Origin of the sequence: Clostridioides sp. ES-S-0048-02 (assembly GCF_020658495.1) — a bacterium.
Taxonomy (GTDB): Bacteria; Bacillota; Clostridia; order Peptostreptococcales; family Peptostreptococcaceae; genus Clostridioides.
Genome location: NZ_JACVWH010000004.1, coordinates 173,352 through 195,161, shown reverse-complemented (window position 1 = coordinate 195,161; position 21,810 = coordinate 173,352). Strand labels below are relative to the sequence as shown.

General features: G+C 28.9%; 22 protein-coding genes. 20 read left to right on the top strand and 2 right to left on the bottom strand.

Annotated elements, in window-relative coordinates:
* Positions 1-3: 3 nt before the first annotated feature.
* From rlmN to IC173_RS07655, 11 genes are all read left to right on the top strand, one after another.
* On the top strand, positions 4-1,035 hold the full coding sequence (gene rlmN, locus IC173_RS07705) for a 23S rRNA (adenine(2503)-C(2))-methyltransferase RlmN (protein WP_227432479.1): 1,032 nt from the start codon (positions 4-6) through the stop codon (positions 1,033-1,035).
* Positions 1,036-1,054: 19 nt separating this feature from the next.
* Entirely contained in the window at positions 1,055-1,807 is a 753-nt protein-coding gene (locus IC173_RS07700) for a Stp1/IreP family PP2C-type Ser/Thr phosphatase (protein ID WP_227432480.1), read from the top strand.
* Positions 1,808-1,823: 16 nt separating this feature from the next.
* Complete coding sequence (gene pknB / locus IC173_RS07695) at positions 1,824-3,830, top strand: Stk1 family PASTA domain-containing Ser/Thr kinase (protein ID WP_227855381.1); 2,007 nt, start codon at positions 1,824-1,826, stop codon at positions 3,828-3,830.
* A gap of 107 nt (positions 3,831-3,937) precedes the next feature.
* Entirely contained in the window at positions 3,938-4,681 is a 744-nt protein-coding gene (gene ymfI, locus IC173_RS07690) for an elongation factor P 5-aminopentanone reductase (protein WP_227432482.1), read from the top strand.
* 96 nt (positions 4,682-4,777) lie between these two features.
* Positions 4,778-5,662, top strand: a complete 885-nt coding sequence (gene rsgA, locus IC173_RS07685) for a ribosome small subunit-dependent GTPase A (protein ID WP_227432483.1) — start codon at positions 4,778-4,780, stop codon at positions 5,660-5,662.
* Positions 5,663-5,666: 4 nt separating this feature from the next.
* The gene (rpe, locus tag IC173_RS07680; protein ID WP_227432484.1) at positions 5,667-6,338 is read left to right on the top strand and encodes a ribulose-phosphate 3-epimerase; all 672 of its coding nucleotides are present in this window, start codon (positions 5,667-5,669) and stop codon (positions 6,336-6,338) included.
* A gap of 8 nt (positions 6,339-6,346) precedes the next feature.
* Positions 6,347-6,988, top strand: a complete 642-nt coding sequence (locus IC173_RS07675; RefSeq protein ID WP_227432485.1) for a thiamine diphosphokinase — start codon at positions 6,347-6,349, stop codon at positions 6,986-6,988.
* 130 nt (positions 6,989-7,118) lie between these two features.
* Positions 7,119-7,748: an HAD family hydrolase gene (locus tag IC173_RS07670; RefSeq protein WP_227432486.1), complete on the top strand. Its 630-nt coding sequence runs from the start codon at positions 7,119-7,121 to the stop codon at positions 7,746-7,748.
* A gap of 56 nt (positions 7,749-7,804) precedes the next feature.
* Entirely contained in the window at positions 7,805-8,461 is a 657-nt protein-coding gene (locus IC173_RS07665) for a nitroreductase family protein (RefSeq protein ID WP_227432487.1), read from the top strand.
* A 401-nt stretch (positions 8,462-8,862) separates the two neighbouring features.
* Positions 8,863-9,579 carry a response regulator transcription factor gene (locus IC173_RS07660; RefSeq protein ID WP_227432488.1) on the top strand — a complete coding sequence of 239 codons (717 nt, stop codon included), beginning with the start codon at positions 8,863-8,865 and terminating at the stop codon, positions 9,577-9,579.
* Complete coding sequence (locus IC173_RS07655; protein ID WP_227855380.1) at positions 9,551-11,893, top strand: sensor histidine kinase; 2,343 nt, start codon at positions 9,551-9,553, stop codon at positions 11,891-11,893. Before IC173_RS07660 ends, IC173_RS07655 begins: the two co-directional genes overlap by 29 nt.
* A gap of 102 nt (positions 11,894-11,995) precedes the next feature.
* Here the strand turns inward: IC173_RS07655 and IC173_RS07650 are convergent, their stop codons facing one another.
* On the bottom strand, positions 11,996-12,751 hold the full coding sequence (locus tag IC173_RS07650) for a MerR family transcriptional regulator (protein WP_227855379.1): 756 nt from the start codon (positions 12,749-12,751) through the stop codon (positions 11,996-11,998).
* Positions 12,752-12,969: 218 nt separating this feature from the next.
* On the opposite strand from IC173_RS07650, the gene IC173_RS07645 reads away from it, so the two are divergent.
* Both IC173_RS07645 and IC173_RS07640 read left to right on the top strand, forming a co-directional pair.
* A complete protein-coding gene (locus tag IC173_RS07645) occupies positions 12,970-13,446 on the top strand; it encodes an Rpn family recombination-promoting nuclease/putative transposase (RefSeq protein WP_227855378.1) in 477 nt (158 codons plus the stop codon).
* A gap of 97 nt (positions 13,447-13,543) precedes the next feature.
* Positions 13,544-13,696 (top strand): hypothetical protein, encoded by a 153-nt coding sequence (locus tag IC173_RS07640; protein WP_009893656.1) that lies wholly within the window; start codon positions 13,544-13,546, stop codon positions 13,694-13,696.
* 160 nt (positions 13,697-13,856) lie between these two features.
* On the opposite strand, the gene rpmB is transcribed toward IC173_RS07640, so the two are convergent.
* Entirely contained in the window at positions 13,857-14,045 is a 189-nt protein-coding gene (gene rpmB, locus IC173_RS07635) for a 50S ribosomal protein L28 (protein ID WP_003416297.1), read from the bottom strand.
* Between the two features lie 359 nt (positions 14,046-14,404).
* Between rpmB and IC173_RS07630 the strand changes: the two genes are divergently transcribed.
* The 7 genes from IC173_RS07630 (at position 14,405) to IC173_RS07600 (ending at position 21,776) form a co-directional block, all read left to right on the top strand.
* A complete protein-coding gene (locus tag IC173_RS07630) occupies positions 14,405-14,755 on the top strand; it encodes an Asp23/Gls24 family envelope stress response protein (RefSeq protein ID WP_227432491.1) in 351 nt (116 codons plus the stop codon).
* 18 nt (positions 14,756-14,773) lie between these two features.
* A complete protein-coding gene (locus IC173_RS07625) occupies positions 14,774-16,417 on the top strand; it encodes a DAK2 domain-containing protein (protein WP_227855377.1) in 1,644 nt (547 codons plus the stop codon).
* Between the two features lie 80 nt (positions 16,418-16,497).
* Entirely contained in the window at positions 16,498-18,555 is a 2,058-nt protein-coding gene (gene recG, locus IC173_RS07620; RefSeq protein WP_227855376.1) for an ATP-dependent DNA helicase RecG, read from the top strand.
* A 58-nt stretch (positions 18,556-18,613) separates the two neighbouring features.
* Positions 18,614-19,168, top strand: coding sequence for a 16S rRNA (guanine(966)-N(2))-methyltransferase RsmD (gene rsmD / locus IC173_RS07615; RefSeq protein WP_227432494.1), 555 nt, complete (start codon positions 18,614-18,616; stop codon positions 19,166-19,168).
* Position 19,169: 1 nt separating this feature from the next.
* Entirely contained in the window at positions 19,170-19,667 is a 498-nt protein-coding gene (gene coaD, locus IC173_RS07610) for a pantetheine-phosphate adenylyltransferase (protein ID WP_227432495.1), read from the top strand.
* 3 nt (positions 19,668-19,670) lie between these two features.
* On the top strand, positions 19,671-20,195 hold the full coding sequence (locus IC173_RS07605; RefSeq protein WP_227432496.1) for a hypothetical protein: 525 nt from the start codon (positions 19,671-19,673) through the stop codon (positions 20,193-20,195).
* Between the two features lie 264 nt (positions 20,196-20,459).
* Positions 20,460-21,776: an ABC transporter substrate-binding protein gene (locus IC173_RS07600; RefSeq protein WP_227845603.1), complete on the top strand. Its 1,317-nt coding sequence runs from the start codon at positions 20,460-20,462 to the stop codon at positions 21,774-21,776.
* Positions 21,777-21,810: the final 34 nt, after the last annotated feature.

Below are 21,810 nucleotides of genomic sequence, written 5' to 3'. Positions count from 1 at the left end.
AGAATGGAAGAGAAAAAAATAGTATTAAAAAACTTTACTGAAGATGAACTCAAGGAATTTATGAAAACTATAGATGAAAAACCTTTTAGAGGGAGCCAAATATTTTCTTGGATATACAAAGGTGCAAAAACTTTTGATGACATGAATAATATACCAAAAAGTTTGAGAAATAAATTAGAAGAAGTTTCATGTATAGGTCATATAGATATAGAATTAAAGTTAGAATCTAAGGTAGATGGCACAAAAAAATATTTGTTTTTATTAGATGATGGAAATATAATAGAAACTGTGATGATGGATTATGACAGTAGGGTCACTGTTTGTGTTTCTAATCAAGTAGGTTGTAGAATGGGATGTAACTTCTGTGCATCTACAATGGATGGATTGATTAGAAACTTAGAACCATGGGAGATTTTAGACCAAGTTATTAAAATTCAAGAAGATACTGGAAAAAGAGTATCAAATCTTGTCTTAATGGGAAGTGGTGAGCCACTTGACAATTTTGAAAATACAAAACAATTTTTAAAAATAATTAATGAAAAAAATGGTCTTAATATAGGGTATAGACATATAACTCTTTCAACTTGTGGGATAGTGCCTAAAATGTACGAGTTGGCTGATTTGAAAATAGCTATAAATTTGGCTTTATCACTTCATTCACCATATGATGAAGAAAGAAGAAAGATTATGCCTGTAGCAAATGCATATTCTATTAAAGAAATACTAGATGCCTGTAGATATTATATAAAAAAGACAAATAGAAGGGTTACATTTGAATACTCTCTTATAAAGGGTGTAAATGACTCAGAAAATGAAGCAAAGGCATTAGCAAAGCTTTTAAAAGGTATGCTATGCCATGTAAATTTAATACCAATAAATAAGGTTGAAGAAAGAGAATATGAAAAGCCAGACAAGGCATTTATTTATAAGTTTAGAGATAGTTTAGAGAAAAATAATATACCTGCTACAGTTAGAATGTCTATGGGTTCTGATATTAGTGGAGCTTGTGGCCAATTGAGAAGAAAATACAAGTAATATGTAAGGAGGAAGTCGTATGGTTTATAGTTGTGCCTCCCATATAGGAAAAGTAAGAAAAAACAATGAAGACTATTGTGAGGGAGAAGTTATAGATACAGAACATGGTCCAATAGGAATATTTGCCATAGCTGATGGAATGGGTGGACATAAAAAGGGGGAAGTCGCCAGTAAGTTAGCAGTAGAAAATATAATTGATTTTCTAAAAGAAAACTTATTACAGCATGATAATGTAAAAATAGACTATATAGATGATATACTAAAACAGGCTTATAATAATGTAAACTCAATTGTGCACAAGAAATCTATGGAAGATATAGCATTTGAAGGAATGGGAACTACATTAGTTACAGCTATAGTGTATAATAATGTCTTATATGTGGCAAATGTTGGAGATAGCAGATGTTATTTGTTAACAGATGAAAAATTTGATAAAATAACTATAGACCATTCTGTGGTTGAAGAACTTATGATGGCTCATGTTATTACAGAAGAAGAAGCGAGAAGACATCCACAGAGAAATAGAATAACTAGAGCAATTGGAACAGATGATATGGTTGTTGTAGATATTTTTAAGAAGGAAATCAAAAAAAGTGATATAATACTTCTTGCAACAGATGGATTAACTGGGTTTATTTATGACGAAGATATAAGAAGTTTAATATTAGATTATGAATATGAGAGAATTAGTGATATAAGTGATGAATTGATAAGCATGGCCAATGATGTTTCTGGTAAAGATAATGTTTCGGTGATAGTAATAAAAGTATAATTAGGACGGTGATATTGTGGGAGATACAATTTTAGGAAATCGATATGAAATCATCAGGAAGATTGGTGATGGAGGAATGGCCTTTGTATATGAGGCTAAAGACAGATTATTAAACAGGACTGTTGCACTTAAAGTACTCAGACCTGAATTTGTAGATGACGATGAATTTTTAACAAAATTTAAAAGAGAAGCAGAAGCAGTAGCAAGCCTTTCACATCCAAATATAGTAAATGTATATGATGTTGGGGAAGATGGAAAAGTTCACTACATTGTAATGGAATTTGTAGATGGAAAAAATTTGAAGGAAATTATACAGGATGAAGGGATATTAGACGAATATACCGCACTGGATATAACAAAACAAATAGCTATGGCACTTAGTGCTGCACATAAAAAGGGGATTATACATAGAGATATAAAACCTCATAATATTCTCATATCCAATGAAGGAAGAGTAGTAAAAGTAGCTGATTTTGGTATAGCCAAAGCTGTCTCAAATTCAACTATGACTAATATTGGTAGTATAATAGGCTCAGTACACTATTTTTCACCAGAGCAAGCTAAAGGAAAGTTTGTAACTAATAATGCAGATTTGTATTCTTTAGGTATAGTTTTATATGAAATGCTGATAGGAAAAGTACCATTTAGAGGAGATAGCCCAATTTCTATAGCACTTCAACATATCAATGATGATATAGATTTTACATCAGAAGAGAAAGTTAGGATTCCTCAAAGTGTAAGAACTACAATAAAAAAGCTTACAGAAAAATCTAGTGCAGATAGATACCAAACTGCTGAAGAGTTAATAGAAGATATAGATTATATAGAAAAAAATATTGACTTAGATTTTATAAAGGAATACGATGATTTTGCAACGAAGAAAATTGATGAAAAAGAGATTAATAAAGCTGTAAATCCAGTACTTGCAAAGCCAGTTCCGGAAAAAGTAGTTAAACCTATAGAAGTTGCTGATTTAGATGAAGATGAAGATTATTATGATGATTTTTATGAAGAAGAAGATGAAGACGATGAAGATGAGGAAGAGATAATGAGAGCTAAAAAGAATCAAAAACCTAAGAATACTCAAAGTAAGAGGGCTAAGAAAAAGAAGAAAAAACAAGAAAGTCCTAAAGCTAGAAAAAGACTAAAAGTAGTCGCGGCAGTTTTGATAGTAATCTTATGTGCACAAGTATTCTTAGCATATAAATTTTTATTTGCTGGAGGATTTGGTAGTAAAGATTTAACTGTTCCTAATCTTGTGAATATGACATTAGAGGAAGCACAGAGTGCAGTTGAAAAAGAAGGATTGTCCTTAAGTGTAAAAAGTGAAGAGTATAGCAGTGAGGTAGATAAAAATTGTATAATATCGCAGACACCTGAAGGTGGAAGTACAAATATTAAAAAAGGTGACACCATAAATGTCGTTGTAAGTAAAGGTGCAAACGAAGCTTCAGTTCCCAATGTAGTAGGTATTACTTTAACTAATGCAAAAAAAATTATAGAGGAAAATAAATTGAAAGTTGGAACTGTCAAGTATGAGTATAGTTCAGTATATAAAGAAGGTACAGTTTTAAGTCAGAGCCCTAGTTCTGGTTCATCAAGTGTTCAAGAAGGTGATGAAATAGACCTATATGTTAGCAAAGGCTCAGAGAAATCAAATACGCCAACACCAACAACACCAAATAAGACTCCAACAACACCAGATGAGAATGATACAACAACACCTGGTTCAAACTCAGGAAATAGTGGAGGAAGTTCAGGAGGTTCAAACTCAGGAAATAGTGGAGGAAGTTCAGGAGGTTCAAACTCAGGAACTAACGGAGGAAATTCAGGAAATAGTGGAGGAAACTCAGGAAATAGTGGAGATAATTCAGGAAATAGTGGAGGAAACTCAGGAAATAATGGAGATAATTCAGGAGACTCAAACTCAGGAAATAGTGGAGATAACTCAGGAGGTTCAAACTCAGGAAATAGTGGAGAAACTCCAGAAGGAACTGGTGGAAATATTGGTAAATCAGAATAAATAGTAGCTAAAAATAAAAAGCTGTCCTTTTATAGAAATTATTTTCTTTAAAGGGGCAGTTTGTTTTGTATAAAATATTAGATTAATTATAAGGGAGATAAATATTTATGAATAAAAACAATAAAACAGTTTTGGTAACAGGAGGCTCTAGAGGAATTGGAAGAGCAATATCTAAAATATTTGCAAAAGATGGGTATAATGTATTAATAAACTTTAATAAATCAGAAAATGAGGCTAAAGAATTATACACTGTATTAAACGAAAAGGGTTTTTCTGTAAAATTATTTAAAGCTAATATTTCAAATAGAGAAGAAGTCGAAAATATGATAGATTATTGTATAAAGGAGTTTGGAGGATTAGATGTACTTATAAATAATGCTGGTATAAGCCAAGATAAGTTATTTACAGATATAACTGATGAAGATTGGGATAATATGATGAATATTAACTTGAAAGGAAGTTTTTATTGTTCACAAATTGCTTTAAAATACATGATATCAGAAAAAAAAGGAAACATAATTAATATATCTTCAATTTGGGGTATATCAGGTGCTTCTTGTGAAGTACATTATTCTGTATCAAAAGCAGGTATAATAGGAATGACAAAGGCATTAGCTAAAGAAGTTGCTCCATCAAATATTCGAGTAAATAGCATAGCACCAGGAGTTATTAATACAGATATGTTATCTGAATATAATGAAGATGAGATAGATGTTCTTGTAGAGGAAACTCCTTTAATGAGATTAGGAACACCAGAAGATATAGCAAATTGTGCTATTTTTTTAGCATCTGATAAATCAAGTTTTATTACTGGTCAGGTAATTAGCCCAAACGGAGGATTTGTTATTTAAAAAAAATGTGGTATTATATAAAAATAGGAAAGAATAACACTATATACTACTCATAAACAGTATAGGTTTATATAATTTTATAAAGGGAGGTATTTGATGCTAGAAGGAAAAATTATAAAAGGGATTAGCGGATTTTATTATGTAGATACAGAAAAAGGTCTTTATGAATGTAAGGCTAGAGGTATATTTAGAAAGCAAAAAGTAACACCTTTAGTTGGTGACAGAGTTAAAATAAGTGTTGTTGATGAAGATGAAAAAAAGGGAATTGTGGAAGAAATAGATAGTAGAGACACAGAACTTATAAGACCACCTATAGCAAATGTAGATAAGGCACTAATAGTATTTGCAATAAAAAATCCTAAACCAAACTTATCTCTTTTAGATAGATTTATAGTTTTGGCAGAAAAAGAAAATTTAGAAACTGTAATAATCCTTACAAAAGCAGATTTAGATGATGATAACATATTAGAGCATGTTAAAAAGATATACGAGCTTAGTGGATATAAGGTTATTCCTGTAAGTAATGTCACTAAGTTAAATATAGATAAAGTAAAAGATGAATTAAAAGAAAATGTAGTAGTATTTGCAGGACCGTCTGGAGTTGGAAAATCGAGTTTATTAAATGAAATAGATGAAAATTTTCAACTGCAAACAGGTGTAGTAAGTGATAAAATAAAAAGAGGAAAACATACCACTCGTCATGCTGAACTTTTAAAGTTGGAGTTTGGTGGAATGGTTGCAGATACACCAGGTTTTAGTTCACTTGCACTTGAAGACATAGAAGAAGTTGAACTTAAAGATTATTTTATAGAATTTGATAAATTTAATGATTGTAAGTTTGGTTCAAAATGTATTCATGAAAATGAACCTAATTGTGCTATAAAAGAAGCTGTTGCAAATGGAGAAATATCTAAAGAAAGATATGATAGTTATATACAGCTACTAAATGAAATAAGACAAAATAACAGTAGGAGGTATTAGAAACATGATTAAATTAGCACCATCAATATTATCAGCAGATTTTGCAAAATTATTAGAGGATGTAAGAAAAGTGGAAAGTGCAGGATGTGAATATCTTCATATCGATGTAATGGATGGACATTTTGTACCAAATATCACACTAGGACCACTTGTAGTTAAAAGTTTAAAAAAAGAGAATATAAATATGGTATTTGATGCTCATCTAATGATAGAGAATCCAGACCAATATATTGAAGAGTTCGTAAAAGCAGGATGTGATATAATAACTGTTCATCAGGAAGCTTGTACACATCTACATAGAACTATACAAAATATAAAATCACATGGAATAAAGGCAGGTGTAGTGCTTAATCCAGCAACACCAATAGATACTATTAAACATGTACTATCTGATTTAGATATGGTGCTTTTAATGTCTGTTAATCCTGGATTTGGAGGACAATCATTCATACCTTGTGTGTTAGATAAAATTAAAGAATTAAAAACACTTATAGATAGTAAAGGATTAAATATTGATATAGAAGTTGATGGTGGTATAAGTCCTAAAAATGTGGCTGAAGTTGTGCAAGCAGGAGCTAACGTAATAGTAGCAGGCTCTGCAATATTTGGAAGTGATGACATTCAAGAAACAGTTAATTTATTTAGAAAGAATGCTTCTCTTGAAGAATTAGTTTAGACTTAGGTATGAAAATCTGTATTGTTTTAAATGGTGAAATTGAAGATTATAAAATTACAAGAGATATTATACTTAAAGAATGTTATGACTGCATAATATGTGCAGATGGAGGAGCAAATCACACCTACAAAATGGATATAATACCAGATTATATTTTGGGAGATTTAGATTCAGTAGAAGAAGACAAGATAAATTTCTATAGAAATCAAGGTGTTAAATTTGAAAAATTTCCATCTAAAAAGGATGAAACTGATACAGAACTATGTCTTTTTTTAGCTAAAACTCTTAAAGCTAACCATATTGATTTTTTTGGTGCTTTAGGTGGGAGAATTGACCATACCCTTGCAAATATAAAGCTATTATATTATTTAAAAGAAGATGGCATATATTCTAGGATACTCTCAGATAAAGAAGAGATGTATATAGTTGAAAATGAAGAATTTACCTTGTTTGGAAACAAAGGAGATACTATTTCTGTAATAGCTGTAAAAGGAGATGCTAAAGGAGTAACACTTACTGGCTTGGAATATCCTTTGGATGATTATTATATGAAGTATTCAGTACCTATTGGAATATCCAATGTTATGTTAGGGAATTCTTGTAAAATTAAAGTAGAGCAGGGATGTGTACTTGTAATTAGAAATTTATAAAAATGGACTTTAATAATTGATTTTATATTACAGAGCAGATACAATCAAGTAAAATATATTTATAATTGTATCTGCTTTTTAATATATAATTATAAATAAATAATAATTTTTGACGCAAGGGGGATTTTTTGTGATAGACAGTATTATTTTTGATTTAGATGGAACTCTATGGGATTCAACTGAAGGAGTATGTAAGGTATGGCAAGAGGTCTTAGATAAACGTGAGGATATAGGTTTAAATGTTACAGTAGAATTATTTAGAAGTGTTATGGGTCTTTCATTTGATGAAATAGCAAAGCGTTTCTTTCCAGATTTAGATGAAGAAGAAAGAATGAATATATTAGATGAATGTTCTGCAAGAGAATGTGATTACTTATCTGAATATGGAGGCAAATTATTTGAAGACATAGAAAATACTCTTGGAGAATTATCTAAAAAATATAAATTATTTATAGTAAGTAATTGTCAAAAAGGATATATAGAATCTTTTTTAAAAGCACATAAGCTAGAAAATTACTTTATAGATTTTGAGTGTCCTGGAAATACTGGATTGCATAAAGGTGAAAATAATAAACTCATAATTGATAGAAATAAACTAACTAATCCAATCTATATTGGAGATACTCAAGGGGATGCAAATAGTGCTAAATTTGCTGGGATTCCTTTTGTATATGCAAAATATGGTTTTGGAAATGTGGATGAGTATGATTATTCTATAGAGTCATTTAAAGATTTGTTAGAACATGATATATTAAAATAAGGGAAGTTTAAAGTTTGTTTTTAAATTAAAAAAATAATCTACAGGGGGACTTAAAAATGGAATTACAAGATACTATTTACAAAAGACAAAGTGTAAGAAAATTTAAAGAACAAGATGTTTTAGATGAAGATATTTTGAAAATGGTAAAAGCAGCAGGGGCAGCTCCATCAGGTAAAAACATTCAAAACTGGCATTTTGTAGTTATAAAGCGTCGTGATTTAATGGAAAAGATAGCAGATGTGATAACTAAAAAACAACAAGAAATACTTGTAGAGATGGACAAAGTATCAGTAGAAAAAGCTAATAGGTTTAGAAAATTTGTGCCAAACTTTACTTTATTTTATTTAAAAGCTCCAGTTTTGGTATTAGTTTTTACAAAGGTATACAACCCATCAGGCTATTATGAGTTAGAACTTATAAATGCACCTAAAGAGACTATAGATAAGTTATTTATAAGAAATCCAGGCATGCAAAGTTTAGGAGCAGCAATTGAAAACTTTACATTATCAGCAATTGAACTTGGATATGGTTCTTGTTGGTTGACAAGTCAAAACTATGCAGCAGATGAGATAGAATCTGTTTTAGAGGCAGAAACAGGGTTTGAAAAAGGCGAATACTTCTTAGGTGCAATGTTAGCACTTGGAGTACCAGAAGACAACTTAAGAAGTCCATCTAAAAAACCAGTGGAAGACATATGTACATTTATAAAATAAAAACAAGAATTTTTATAAAAAGTAAATAAACTAAAAATAAATATGCAAAAACTAAAAAGTAGATTTTATTGATATTAAATTTATGTTTCAGGTTGTTGATTTAATTAATACAATAATACCTACTTTTTTTGTGTATATTAAAACAAGTAAATTTAAATCTTTAGAAAATCTTTAGAAAAGTATATATAATATCTTAAGTTTTTAGCTTTAATATTAGATATATAAATAAAGTAAAACAGTATTGAAGTTAAATTAAAGGGAGGGTTCTAAAATGGACATCAAAGATAAATAATTAGAATAGACCACTATAAATTTATAAAAAAATGGAAAAACTTCTATCATATTGTATAATCATATATGTAAAGGTAGTTTATAAATTAATTGATATAAAGGAGATTAAAATGAATTCATATAATATTTTGGTGGTAGAAGATGAAAAGGAAATAGCAGATGCTATAGAAATATACCTTTTAAATCAAGGGTATAATGTTTTTAAAGGTTACAATGGATTGGAAGGTCTTAAAATTATAGAAAGCCAAGAAATACACTTAGCTATAGTTGATATAATGATGCCTCAAATGGATGGAATAACTCTTACAATGAAACTTAGAGAAAATCATAATTTTCCAGTGATAATGTTATCTGCAAAATCAGAAGAAGTTGATAAAATAATGGGACTTAACATCGGAGCGGATGATTATGTAACAAAACCTTTTAAGCCATTAGAGTTATTGGCTAGAGTTAATTCGCAACTTAGAAGATATACTAAGTATCTAAATATGATAAAAAATAAAGAAGAAAGTTCAGAAAATAATGAAGGTATATTTGTAATAGGTGGATTAGAATTAAATGAAAATACAAAAGAAGTCAGTATTGATGGAAATTATATAAAAACAACTCCTATAGAATTTAAGATATTAAGTTTACTTATGAGAAATGCAGGAAGGGTTTTTTCTGCAGACGAAATATATGAAAGAGTTTGGAATGAAAATGCTGTAAACACAGATACAGTTATGGTACATGTTAGAAATATAAGGGAGAAGATAGAAATTGACCCAAAAAATCCAAAATATTTAAAGGTGGTGTGGGGTGTTGGATATAAAATCGAAAAAATTTAAGGAAAAATATATAATCAGTGTGATAGTCTTTATACTTATGTTATCAGCATCATTAGGTATGATTAGCCAATATTCGACTATACAGTCAGCTGCTAAAGGTGGAGCTAAAAATCCATTTGAGCAAGAAGGATTTGTAGATAGCATATATAAAGGAAGTTATGTTTTAGACCACAATATGAAAGAAGAACAAGAAGGTAAGATGATACAACCTTCGAAGCTTTTTTTAAGTGAAGAAACTATAAATTATATAAAAAATACTAGTAAAGAGAAAAGCGCATATGAAGGTTCAGAAACCTATTACACTGATGAGAGTATTAATGCAGATTTTAATGAAAAATTTGATGAATGGGAATCTTTTATTAATAATTCAAGTAAAAACTTAAAATACTATTTAGTTGATAAAGAAAATAACTTTGAGCTTTTTAATGAGAATAAAGAGTTAAAAGCACTGGATACAACAAAAAATGACACTTCAAAAGAGGAATCTGATAAAAAGCAGCCTCAAGAGACAACTATGAATGATGAGGAAAGACAAGAAAAGATTAAAAATATAAAAGCAAATTATAGGTTTTACCTTGTGATGAATTTTGATAAAGATGGAAAAGTAAATATTGTAGACTCTTATGGAGTAGACCAAAAGATTATCAGCCAAATGTTATTATCTAAATCTAAAGAAGATTTGATGGAGACAGATTTAGATGGAAATTCAATCTCATATAAATTATCTCCAATAAAAAATAAAACATTGGTATATGCGGTACCTAAAGTAATAAGCCAAGATAATTCATATAGCTCATATAATAATTATGGGATGATTTATAGTAGTGATGATATAAGTAGATATATAAATAATGTAGAGAATAATTCTTATTATAAAATTTCTGCAATGATTATAAAAATCATAATATCTATAGTTGTAATTGTAGCTGTAGCATTTCCATATAGAAAATCTAAAGAGTTATTAGGGTTTGAGATAATCACAAGAATACCGTTAGAGTTACTTTTTATTGCTATTGTTATTATACAGAGTATTGTAGCTTTATATCCTACTGATATAATAAGTAACACATTGAATGGAAATTATGTCGAGTATCTAATAAAAAATGATATAAGTGGTAAAATGGCAAATATATTAGTAAGCTCAATGAATTTAATTTATTGGTTTGTAATCTTCTCAATAATATTTGTATTTATAGTACTTTTAAAACATATTCTAAATGTTGGAATAAAAGAGTACTTTGTAAAAAATACTTTGACAGGGATGTTTCTAAAATGGTTTAAAAAATCAAGTAAAGTAGTTATTAATCAAGTTAGAATGACAAATTTAAAAGAAAAGCCAAATAAAACTATAGCTATAATTTTAGCAGTAAACTTATTAATTATAGTTATAATGTGTAGTATGTGGTTCTTTGGAATAATACTTGCATTAATTTACTCAATAGTTTTATTTAAGGTATTGTCAGATTACTCTAAGAAAACAATACGTGAATACAATCAACTTTTAGATGTTACAAAGAAAATTTCAGATGGAAATTTAGAAGCAAATATGGAAGATGATTTAGGGTTCTTTAATCCTATTAAAGATGAGCTTGGAAATATTCAATCTGGATTTAAAAAAGCTGTAGATGAAGAAGTTAAAAGTCAAAAAATGAAAACAGAGCTTATATCAAATGTGTCACATGACTTAAAAACACCTTTGACATCTATAATCACTTATATAGATTTACTAAAGGATGAAAATATAACAGATGAAAATCGTAAAATGTATATTGATACATTGGATAGAAAGTCACAAAGACTACAACACTTAATAGAAGATTTATTTGAAGTGAGCAAAGTAAATAGTGGAGATGTACACTTAAACATAGTAAATGTAGATATTATATCTCTAATGAAACAGACATTACTAGAATTAGATGATAAGATAGCAGAGTCATCACTGAAAATAAAAAATAATTTTTCTAGCGAAAAAATAATATTACCATTAGATAGTCAACGTACATTTAGAGTATTTGAGAATCTTATAATAAATATAAGTAAATATGCAATGCCAAATTCAAGAGTATATATTGATATTTTAGAAACAGATAGACAAGTAAATATCATGCTTAGAAACATGTCAGCAACTGAAATTGATTTTAGTGTAGATGATATTATGGAGAGATTTGTAAGAGGAGATAAGTCACGTAATACAGAAGGCTCTGGACTTGGTCTAGCAATAGCAAAAAGTTTTGTAGAGCTACAAGGTGGTAAAATGAAGATAGATATAGATGGAGATTTATTTAAAGTTACAATTACTTTTAATAAAAACTAAGTTAGATTTTTATCACAGATTATAACTATATAATTTGAAAAATAAAATTTTTTAAGAGTGCTATTTTAAAGTAGCACTCTTTTTATTACTTTACATTGATTATTATCTTGTATAGAATACTATGGAATCTCTTAGAAACTTTGCTAGTCCAGGCTGTTCTTTATCATAATATGATGTAAAACGTTCATCATCTACATACATCTGTGCTAAAGCGGCATGAGCTTCCTTAGAGTAGGCATTCCAAGTGTAACTCAACCATTTATGATGTAATCTCGCAACTTCTTGAGAAAGTTCATTAGATGCATCACCAGTTTTAAAAGCTTTTTTGAGTTTACTAATTATCTCAGTACTTAAATCTTGCCAGTCCTCATAATCTTTTTTAGACATATTTTTAAATTTTCTATTTGATTGATTGATTACATCTTCACCATATTTTTCCCTAATTTCAGTTCCATAATTTTTTTCATTTTCATCAATCATATTTTCTTTAAAACCTTCAAATTTTTCTAAATCTGTCATAATATATTTTCCCTCCTTTAATGCTATAGTTTTAGTTACATTTTCTATCAGTAAGTCAATTTGTTTTCTTTTAGCTAGTAATTTGCTATGATGTTGTTTTAATGCACTTAGACTGTCAAAAGTTGGTGAATTTATAATGTTTTTTATATTTTCTAAGCTAATGCCTAACTCTCTATAAAAAAGTATTTGTTGTAGCTTATTAACTTCATTTTGACCATATATACGATAACCTGAGGAATTTATTTTAAGTGGCTTAAGAAGCTCGATTTCATCATAGTATCTAAGGGTTCTAGTACTTATACCAGCTATTTTACTTAATTTCTGAACTGTATATTCCATAAGTAATACCTCCTATAAATTAAATATACACTTTTACGCAACGTCAATGTCAATATATTAAAATATAAAAATTCATATCTTTTAATAAAAATATAAAAAAATATCTTTATTGGATATTTTAATCATAAGTGTCAATAATCACTAGTGAAAATTAAAAAATAAAATTTATAGATTATTTTTATCAAAAGATAGAGAATCTATAACCTGGGAGGAATTGTATGAATTTAAAAAGAAGCAAAGAAAAACGTGAAGAATATAGAAGGCTGTATTCAGATAAAGAAAGTTTTTTAAGTTTGATTCAAAATTTTACAAGCGTCTCAATAGCAAAGGAATTAACTCTTAAAAGTATAGAGTTAGAAACATCTTTTATATGTGAATATAAAGGAAAGGAAGTAGATATAATTTATAAAGTTTTTTCTAAAAATCGTAAAATTTCACACTATATAGTGTTGGAGTTTCAAACAGAAATGGATACTGAGATTGTACCAAGATTAAAATCATACAGAGAGCAAATTTGGAAAAGCTTTATAATGAAAAAGAGTCTTGAAGAAATAGAAAGCAAAGATTTTAAACTCCCAAAAGTTATACCAGTAGTTCTATATAGTGGACCTAAAAGGTTAAGTAAAAAAAGAGGTATTTTAGATATTATAGAATCTGCATCAGAAGATAGTAATAATTCCAGTATAAAAAATTAAAATTACATAATGTATTTATCGGTCTAAAATAGGAACTTATCGCATAAACTTAAATATGAAAATATTTGTAGATACAAGTTCTATGTGGAGGTGTTCCATGAGAAATAACAAGTCTAAGGTATTGCTAGGAATACTGTGTCTAGCAACAGGAATGGCAGTAATTTTATCTATGTTGCTTCCTGGCTGGATTTGGTCAGCACTTACCGCATTAATACTTATTGGATGTGGAGCATTATTATTTTTTTGTTAAAATAATTTTAACTATAAAGTGTGGGGTGAGTATTGATGAAAGTAGTAACAATAAAGTTACCAAAATGGATTTCAAACATAGTTTTAAAATTTATGAGAAAGAGTAAAAATGATTAAATTTAAAAAGCCTACTTTCGGAAGTAGGCTTTTAAACGTGGCTATTAAGCTCTTTCAATCTTACCAGAACGTAAACATCTAGTACAAACTTTTACTCTCTTAGGAGCTCCATCTATAATCGCTCTTACGCTTCTTAAATTAGCTGACCATGTTCTTTTATTATGTTTATTTGAGTGTGATACTTGGTTTCCAGAAACCTTACCTTTACCACATACGCTACATACTTTTGCCATCTACGCACACCTCCTTAAAATGATAACTATTTAAAGACTAAAAACATATTTATATTATCATAAATAACAAAAATTTGCAATAGAAATATATATTTGCCTTACATATATTGAAGAATTTCTCATTATCATATAAAATTATATATATAATTTTATATAAAGTAAATATATTTGAAAAATAATTATTATTTTTCTTTAAATATATAGACAGTACAAGAAATTTTATCCAAAAACTTTTCTAGGTTTAAATTATACCATATTTATAGTATGATATGATTATAATTTTATATAATAAATAAGTAAAAATAGTAAAAAATAAATTAAGAAACATTTTTAATAAAAAAAACTTAAGGGGGTCAACCATGAGTGCAAAGGTAATGAATCAATATGGAAGTATAGAAATAGATAATCAAGTAATAGCTCAAGTCACATATAGAGCTGCAATGGAAAGTTATGGTCTAGTAGGTTTAGCATCTAAATCTAAAGGAATAGTAGAATTATTAAAAGGTGAAAATGCTACTAAAGGTGTTAGAGTAGAAGAAGTAGAAGAAGATGCCATAGCAATAGAACTTTATGTTATAATACAATATGGTACAAATATATCTACAGTTGCAAATAACATAATAGATAGAGTTAAATATGTAGTTGAAAAGATGACTGGTGTAAGAGTCACTAAAATTGATATTAATGTACAAGGAATAAGAGTGAAGTAATTTTATAGGAGGAAAGAAATGATTCAGTATATAGATGGTAAAAGGTTAAGAGAGATGTTCATTTCAGGTGCAAACAATCTCCAAAACAATAAAGATTTAGTTGACAAATTAAATGTATTCCCTGTACCAGATGGAGATACAGGGACTAATATGTCCTTAACTATATCTTATGCCTTAAAAGAGTTAGCGAAAGTAGACAATGATAATATATCAGACATCGGAAAAGCACTATCTAAAGGTTCTTTAATGGGTGCAAGAGGAAACTCAGGAGTTATACTTTCACAAATAATTAGAGGTATAGCTAAGTCTATAGAGGGAAAAAGTAAATTATCAACAGATGATTTAGCAAAAGCTTTTAAAAATGGTTCTGATACAGCTTATAAAGCTGTAATAAAACCAATTGAAGGAACTATACTTACTGTAGTTAGAGAGAGCGGAGAGTTTGCAGTAAAAGCTGCTAAAAAAGAAAAAGATGTAGTAAAGTTTTTAAGTATGCTTGTAAAGGAATCAAATGCTTCACTAGAAAGAACTCCAGACCTTCTAAAAAATCTGAAGGATGCTGGTGTAGTTGATTCTGGAGGAAAAGGGCTTGTACTTATATATGAAGGTATGTTAGCTTCTATGAAAGGTAACAATATAGAAATAAAAAATACTAGCCTAGACACTAATATTGCAACAAATATAGACTTCCCAAAGAATAGTACTGGCACAGATGATATAAAATACTGTTATTGTACAGAATTTATACTAGAAAGTTCTAAAGTAGAAGATACGAAAATACGAGATATAATGATGGCTTATGGCGATAGTTTAGCAGTAGTTGGAGATGATGGAGTCATAAAGGTACATGTACACACTAATGACCCAGGAAACGTGCTTCAAGAAGCTCTAAAGTATGGTCAATTATTAACTATAAAAATAGAAAATATGAAGTTACAACATGAAAATACAATATTGGAAGTAGAAGAAAAAAAAGAAAATGATTGTGAGCCTTTAGAAGAAGAAAGAGAATTTGGATTCATAGCTACTTCAATGGGTGAAGGATTAGCAAATATATTTAAAGACTTTGGTGTTGACCATATAATAGAAGGTGGTCAAACTATGAATCCAAGTACTGAAGATTTTATGAATGCCATAAAGGATATAAATGCTAAAAATATATTTATTTTCCCAAATAACAGCAATATAATAATGGCTGCTAACCAAGCTAAAGAATTGAGTGATAAAAATATAATAGTTATACCTACAAAAAACACACCTCAAGGATTTGCTGCATTAGTAACATTTAATGGAGAATTAAGTGAAGATGAAAATGAAGAAGCTATGATGAATGCTTTAAATTCAGTTAAATCAGGTCAAGTAACTTTTGCTGTTAGGGATACAGTAATGAATGAAATTGATGTTAAAGAAGGTAATATAATTGGAATTGCAGAAGGTAAATTATTATCAGCAGGGGATTATGTAGATGAAGTAACATCAAATCTTATTGAAAAATTGGTTGATGAGGATACTGCTATAATAACTTTATTCTTTGGTGAAGATGTTACAGAATCTCAGGCAAATGAACTTCGTACTTCTTTAGAAGAAAAATTTGAAGATGTAGATGTGGAATTATATTATGGAGGACAACCTCTTTATTATTACTTAATTTCAGTTGAATAATGATTATAAGAACCTGTATGACCATGTAGCTTTTATAAAGTTGGTTGTACAGGATTTTTGTGTAGTAGGTGATATATTTGTTGGATTTATATAAAGATGTTCAATATGTTAAAGGGATAGGACCTAAAAAGGCATGTAAGCTAAATAAGCTGGGTATATTCACATTAAAAGATTTATTGTATTATTTTCCAAGGCAATTTGAAGATAGAAACAATCTTAAGAAAATAGCGCAGTTGGAGAATGATGAAAAAGCTACAATAAAAGCAGTAATATCAAATATAAATACATTTAGTCCAAAAGAAGGAATGACTTTAACAAAGATTGATGTAAAAGATGAAACTGGTTCGGCTAAACTAGTGTTTTTTAATAAAACTTATATAAAAAATACATTTAGACCTGGAGATTCAATATTGGTTTTTGGAAAAGTTAAGAAAAGATTTAATAACTTAGAACTTACATCGTGTGAATTAGAGTACCTTACTAATTCACCTAAAAATACATGTAGATTTATGCCAGTGTATCAACTTACATATGGTGTTACAAATAAAGAGATTATGAGCATAATTAAGACTGTACTTGAAGATAAGGAATTAATTATGCAAGAATATATGCCACAAAGAATTATAGAAAAATATAGATTATGTAATATAGATTTTGCAGTTAGAAATATTCATTCACCAAGCAATAAGGAATCGTTAAAAATAGCTTTATATAGAATTGTATTTGAAGAATTACTTATATTACAGTTGGGACTGTTTGTATTTAAAAGTGGAAGAAATAAAGAAAACGGAATAAAATTTACAACAAGTGAAAGTTTAAAGAATATAATAAGTTCTTTACCATTTAAATTGACTAAAGCTCAGAATAGAGCATTAGATGAAATTATAAATGATATGAATTCTGATAAAATAATGAATAGATTAGTTCAAGGTGATGTAGGTAGTGGTAAAACAGTAGTTGCTCTCTTAGCACTTGCAAATTGTGTCTTAAATGGTTATCAAGGAGCTTTGATGGCACCTACAGAGATATTAGCAGGACAGCATTATATTTCACTTACTGAAACCTTAAAAGATTTTGGTATAAATGTAGGTCTATTAATAGGTAGTCTTACAAAAAAACAAAAAGATATGGTATTAGAACAAATTAAAAATAATGAAATTGATATATTGATAGGAACACATGCATTAATTGAAGATAAAGTTGAATTTAATAATATTGGTCTAGTTATAACAGATGAGCAGCATAGATTTGGAGTTATGCAAAGAAGTAGACTTTCATTAAAAGGAATAAATCCAGATATACTGGTAATGACAGCAACACCAATACCAAGAACATTAGCACTTATACTTTATGGAGATTTAGATATTTCTATTATAGATGAACTCCCCCCAGGTAGACAGCCAATAGAAACACTTGCTATTGAAAAGAGCAAGAGAGATAGAGCTTACAATAACCTAGTAAGAAGAGAAGTTGAATCGGGAAGGCAAGTATATATTGTATGTCCACTAGTTGAAGAAAGTGAATCAATAGAAGCTAAGTCAGCTGTTGAATTAGTAGAGGAATTAAGAGCTGAATACTTCTCAGATTTAAGACTTGGACTTCTTCATGGGAAAATGAAATCAAGTGAAAAAGATGAAGTAATGAGTAACTTTAAGAATAAAGAAATAGATATTTTGGTTTCAACAACAGTTATAGAAGTTGGTGTCAATGTGCCAAATGCAACTCTAATGATAATAGAGAATGCTGAAAGGTTTGGACTTGCACAATTACATCAGCTTAGAGGTAGAGTTGGGAGAGGAAGCCATAAGTCATATTGTGTGCTAATTTACGACTCTAAAACAGATGTATGCAGGCAGAGAATGTCTATAATGGAAGAAACAAATGATGGGTTTAGAATTTCAGAAAAGGATTTAGAAATAAGAGGACCTGGAGAGTTTTTTGGGACCAGACAACATGGACTTCCAGAATTAAAAGTAGCAAATTTGTTTAAGCATATAAAAATATTAAAATTAGCACAGCAGGAAGCTCGATATATATTAGGTGAAGATAATAATCTACAATTGAAAGAGAATATTCCACTTAAAAAGGAAATTATAGATAAATTTAAAGATACATTGGAAGAAATTTCATTAAATTGATTTTAATTTATGTTAAAATATTATTGATGTAAGAATGTGCTGAAGGGAGATTGTCATATTGAGAGTAATTTCAGGAAAAGCAAGAGGATTAAAATTAAATACTCCAAAAAATGAAGATGTAAGGCCAACAACGGATAGAGTAAAAGAGTCTTTATTTAATATAATAAATTCATATATAATGGAAAGTGAAGTTCTAGATTTATTTGCTGGAACTGGTTCTTTAGGGATAGAGTGTTTGTCAAGAGGTGCCAAAGAATGTACTTTTGTAGATATTAGTAAAGAAAGTATAGAAATTGTTAAATCTAATATAAAAAAAGCAAGGGTTGAAAATGAGAGTTTTATTTTAAACCTTGATTTTAAAACTGCTATAGATAAGCTTAAGTTACAAAATAGTAAATTTGACATAATTTTTATGGACCCTCCGTATTATAAAAATATGTTTATAGAAGCTATTGAAAAAATTGATAATTCCAATTTATTGAATGAAGATGGAATAATAGTTGTAGAACATGATACTAATGATTTATTTCCAGATAAAATATGTAAGTTAGAAAAAACTAAAGATAAAAAATATGGAAATACTACATTAACTTTTTATAAGATGGAGGCATAAAATGGAAAATAAACCTAGAAAAGCTATATTTGCAGGAAGCTTTGACCCAATCACTAATGGACATTTAGATATTATTTGCAGGGCTTCGAAGTTATTTGACGAATTACAAATAGGAGTCCTAAATAATCCTAATAAAAAAGGTCTATTTAGCTTTGATGAAAGAGTAGAACTTATAAAAAAAAGTACAAGCCATCTAGAGAATATAAAAGTTGTAACTTTTGATGGGCTATTAATAAGTTACTGTCAAGAAAATGGAATTGGAGCATTAGTTAGAGGTGTAAGAAGTGGTGCAGATGTTGATTATGAGCTTCAAATGGCTCATATGAATAGAGAGCTTAATCCAGATATAGAGACTATAATTTTACCAAGTTGTACAAAATATTCATTTATAAGTTCATCTTTAATAAAAGAGGTTTTGCTCTTTGATGCTGATATAAAAAATTTGGTTCCAAAAATTGTTTTGGAAGAATTAAAGAAAAAAACTACTGGGGGTAATTGATATATGAAGATAGATTTAGAAATGATTGAACTATTTGATCAGTTAGAGGAGATATTTAGAAGTGCTTCTACAATTCCGTTTTCTCATAAATGCACTGTAGATAAGGATGAAGTTTTAGCAATAGTTAATGATATAAGAACTTTAATACCAGAGGAAGTAACACAGGCAGTCTGGATAAATAAAGAAAGAAATAAAATAATAAGCCAAGCTAAACAAGATGCTACAAACATAGTTGAACAAGCACAAAAAGAAGCTGAAAGAATACAGCAAGAATATCAAGAAAATATAGAAGAATTAAAGAAAAATTCTGAAGATGTAGTAAAAGCCTATGTAGAGTCAAGTGAACCTGTTGTTCAAGCAGACCAAAGAGCTAAGGATATAGTTGATAGGGCTGAAAGAATAGCCAATGAGATAAGAATTGGTTCAATTGAATATGCAGAAGATGTGCTTTCTAGTGTTGAGTATAATTTAAAAGAAATATTAGAAGAAATAAAAAGAGATAAAGCTGAACTTAGACCTAAAAAATAAACTTTTTTAAGTAGATGAAAACAGACCATATAATTATATGGTCTGTTTTTTGTGTTGTAATTTAATAAAAGAGACTTTAAAATTAAAAATTTTACTAAAAGATTCTAGTTTATTTTAACTATATTTATTGCCATAAAAAATAAAATTAAAAATGGCACTATAGAAAAAAACTATAATAAAAAAAAATATATAGAAAAAACTGATTAGACAAGAAATACATGCTTTGATAATATTTTAAATGGAGTAAAATTATGTAGAATTACAATGAAAAAAGAAAAACCAAACAAGATGGAGGGAATTAAGGTGAGTATGTTGAAAAAATTGTGTTCACTAGCTATGGTGGCAATTATGACTACAACACTTATAACAGGGTGTTCAAGTGGTAGTGGAAAAGATGCAAAAAAGGATGGGGAAAAAGAAAAGCTAGTTCTTTGGATGCCACCAGTAGAAGATAATATGAAGGAAGTTTGGGACCCTATTTTAGATAAATTTGAGGAAAAAAATAACTGTGAAGTAGATTTACAGATAATTCCTTGGGAAAATTATTCAGAAAAATTTGCAACAGCCATAAGTGCTGATGAAGGCCCTGATGTTGGATATATGTATGCAGAAATGTATCCTCAGTTTATACAAAGTGGAGCAGTAGAAGATTTAACTGACTATGCAACTAAAGAGGATAAAGAACAATCTATTTACATAAAAACATCTGAAATGATGGGTGGAATGTATGGAATGCCATTCCAAGCAGCAAATCCAGGTGTATTATACTATAACAAAGATATTCTAGATAAAATAGGAGAAAAACCTCCTAAAACATGGGAAGATTTTAAAAGAATCTGCCAAAAAGCAACAAAGGATACTGATGGCGATGGAAAAATAGACCAATGGGGATTAGCTCAAGGATGGGGAGCTAAAACTTTTGGCAACATGAACTGGAACTGGTATCCATATTTATGGCAAGCTGGTGGAGATATATTTAATGATGATTTAAAATCAGTTAAATTTAATGATAAGAGTGGTTTAGAAGCAGCTAATTTCTTAAAAGAATTACAAGCATATGTACCTGAAGATTCTTTATCTAAAGATAGCAATGAAATGATAGAAAGTGTATTTGGACCAGGGAAAGCAGCCTTTACTATAATGTTGTCTTCTGCTGCAACAAGTGTATTTGATAAGTCATTCCCAGATTTAAATTGGGGATTTGTAACTGGTTTAGAAGACAAGAAAGCTGCAACTTTTGGAGCAGTAGACCATTTATCTTTAATGTCATCAGCAAAAGATAAAAAACTTGCATATAAATTAATACAACATATGTTAAGTGTTGAATCAATGACAGAATTCCATAAAGCGATACCAAGAGCACCAATAACAAAAGGGGAACCATATCAAGGTGATGAAAGATTTAAAGCAATGGTTGAAAATGATAAGGATGTATATAGACCATTGGTAGTAGGACCACATGGTGTTGAAATATATGAATATTTATGGAAAGAACTTCAAACTATGATTTCAGGAGATAAAACTCCAAAACAAGCGTTAGATGATGCTGCAAAATATTCAAATGATTTATTAGCACAATAAAAGTTTAAGGCTGTAAGATGTTATAAAATACTTT

Excerpts from the sequence above, each read along its gene's own strand:
- rlmN (WP_227432479.1), top strand. The coding sequence starts at position 4 with ATGGAAGAGAAAAAAATAGTATTAAAAAACTTTACTGAAGATGAACTC.
- IC173_RS07700 (WP_227432480.1), top strand. The coding sequence starts at position 1,055 with ATGGTTTATAGTTGTGCCTCCCATATAGGAAAAGTAAGAAAAAACAAT.
- ymfI (WP_227432482.1), top strand. The coding sequence starts at position 3,938 with ATGAATAAAAACAATAAAACAGTTTTGGTAACAGGAGGCTCTAGAGGA.
- rsgA (WP_227432483.1), top strand. The coding sequence starts at position 4,778 with ATGCTAGAAGGAAAAATTATAAAAGGGATTAGCGGATTTTATTATGTA.
- rpe (WP_227432484.1), top strand. The coding sequence starts at position 5,667 with ATGATTAAATTAGCACCATCAATATTATCAGCAGATTTTGCAAAATTA.
- IC173_RS07675 (WP_227432485.1), top strand. The coding sequence starts at position 6,347 with ATGAAAATCTGTATTGTTTTAAATGGTGAAATTGAAGATTATAAAATT.
- IC173_RS07665 (WP_227432487.1), top strand. The coding sequence starts at position 7,805 with ATGGAATTACAAGATACTATTTACAAAAGACAAAGTGTAAGAAAATTT.
- IC173_RS07660 (WP_227432488.1), top strand. The coding sequence starts at position 8,863 with ATGAATTCATATAATATTTTGGTGGTAGAAGATGAAAAGGAAATAGCA.
- IC173_RS07650 (WP_227855379.1), bottom strand. The coding sequence starts at position 12,751 with ATGGAATATACAGTTCAGAAATTAAGTAAAATAGCTGGTATAAGTACT.
- IC173_RS07645 (WP_227855378.1), top strand. The coding sequence starts at position 12,970 with ATGAATTTAAAAAGAAGCAAAGAAAAACGTGAAGAATATAGAAGGCTG.
- IC173_RS07640 (WP_009893656.1), top strand. The coding sequence starts at position 13,544 with ATGAGAAATAACAAGTCTAAGGTATTGCTAGGAATACTGTGTCTAGCA.
- rpmB (WP_003416297.1), bottom strand. The coding sequence starts at position 14,045 with ATGGCAAAAGTATGTAGCGTATGTGGTAAAGGTAAGGTTTCTGGAAAC.
- IC173_RS07630 (WP_227432491.1), top strand. The coding sequence starts at position 14,405 with ATGAGTGCAAAGGTAATGAATCAATATGGAAGTATAGAAATAGATAAT.
- IC173_RS07625 (WP_227855377.1), top strand. The coding sequence starts at position 14,774 with ATGATTCAGTATATAGATGGTAAAAGGTTAAGAGAGATGTTCATTTCA.
- coaD (WP_227432495.1), top strand. The coding sequence starts at position 19,170 with ATGGAAAATAAACCTAGAAAAGCTATATTTGCAGGAAGCTTTGACCCA.
- IC173_RS07605 (WP_227432496.1), top strand. The coding sequence starts at position 19,671 with ATGAAGATAGATTTAGAAATGATTGAACTATTTGATCAGTTAGAGGAG.
- IC173_RS07600 (WP_227845603.1), top strand. The coding sequence starts at position 20,460 with ATGAAAAAAGAAAAACCAAACAAGATGGAGGGAATTAAGGTGAGTATG.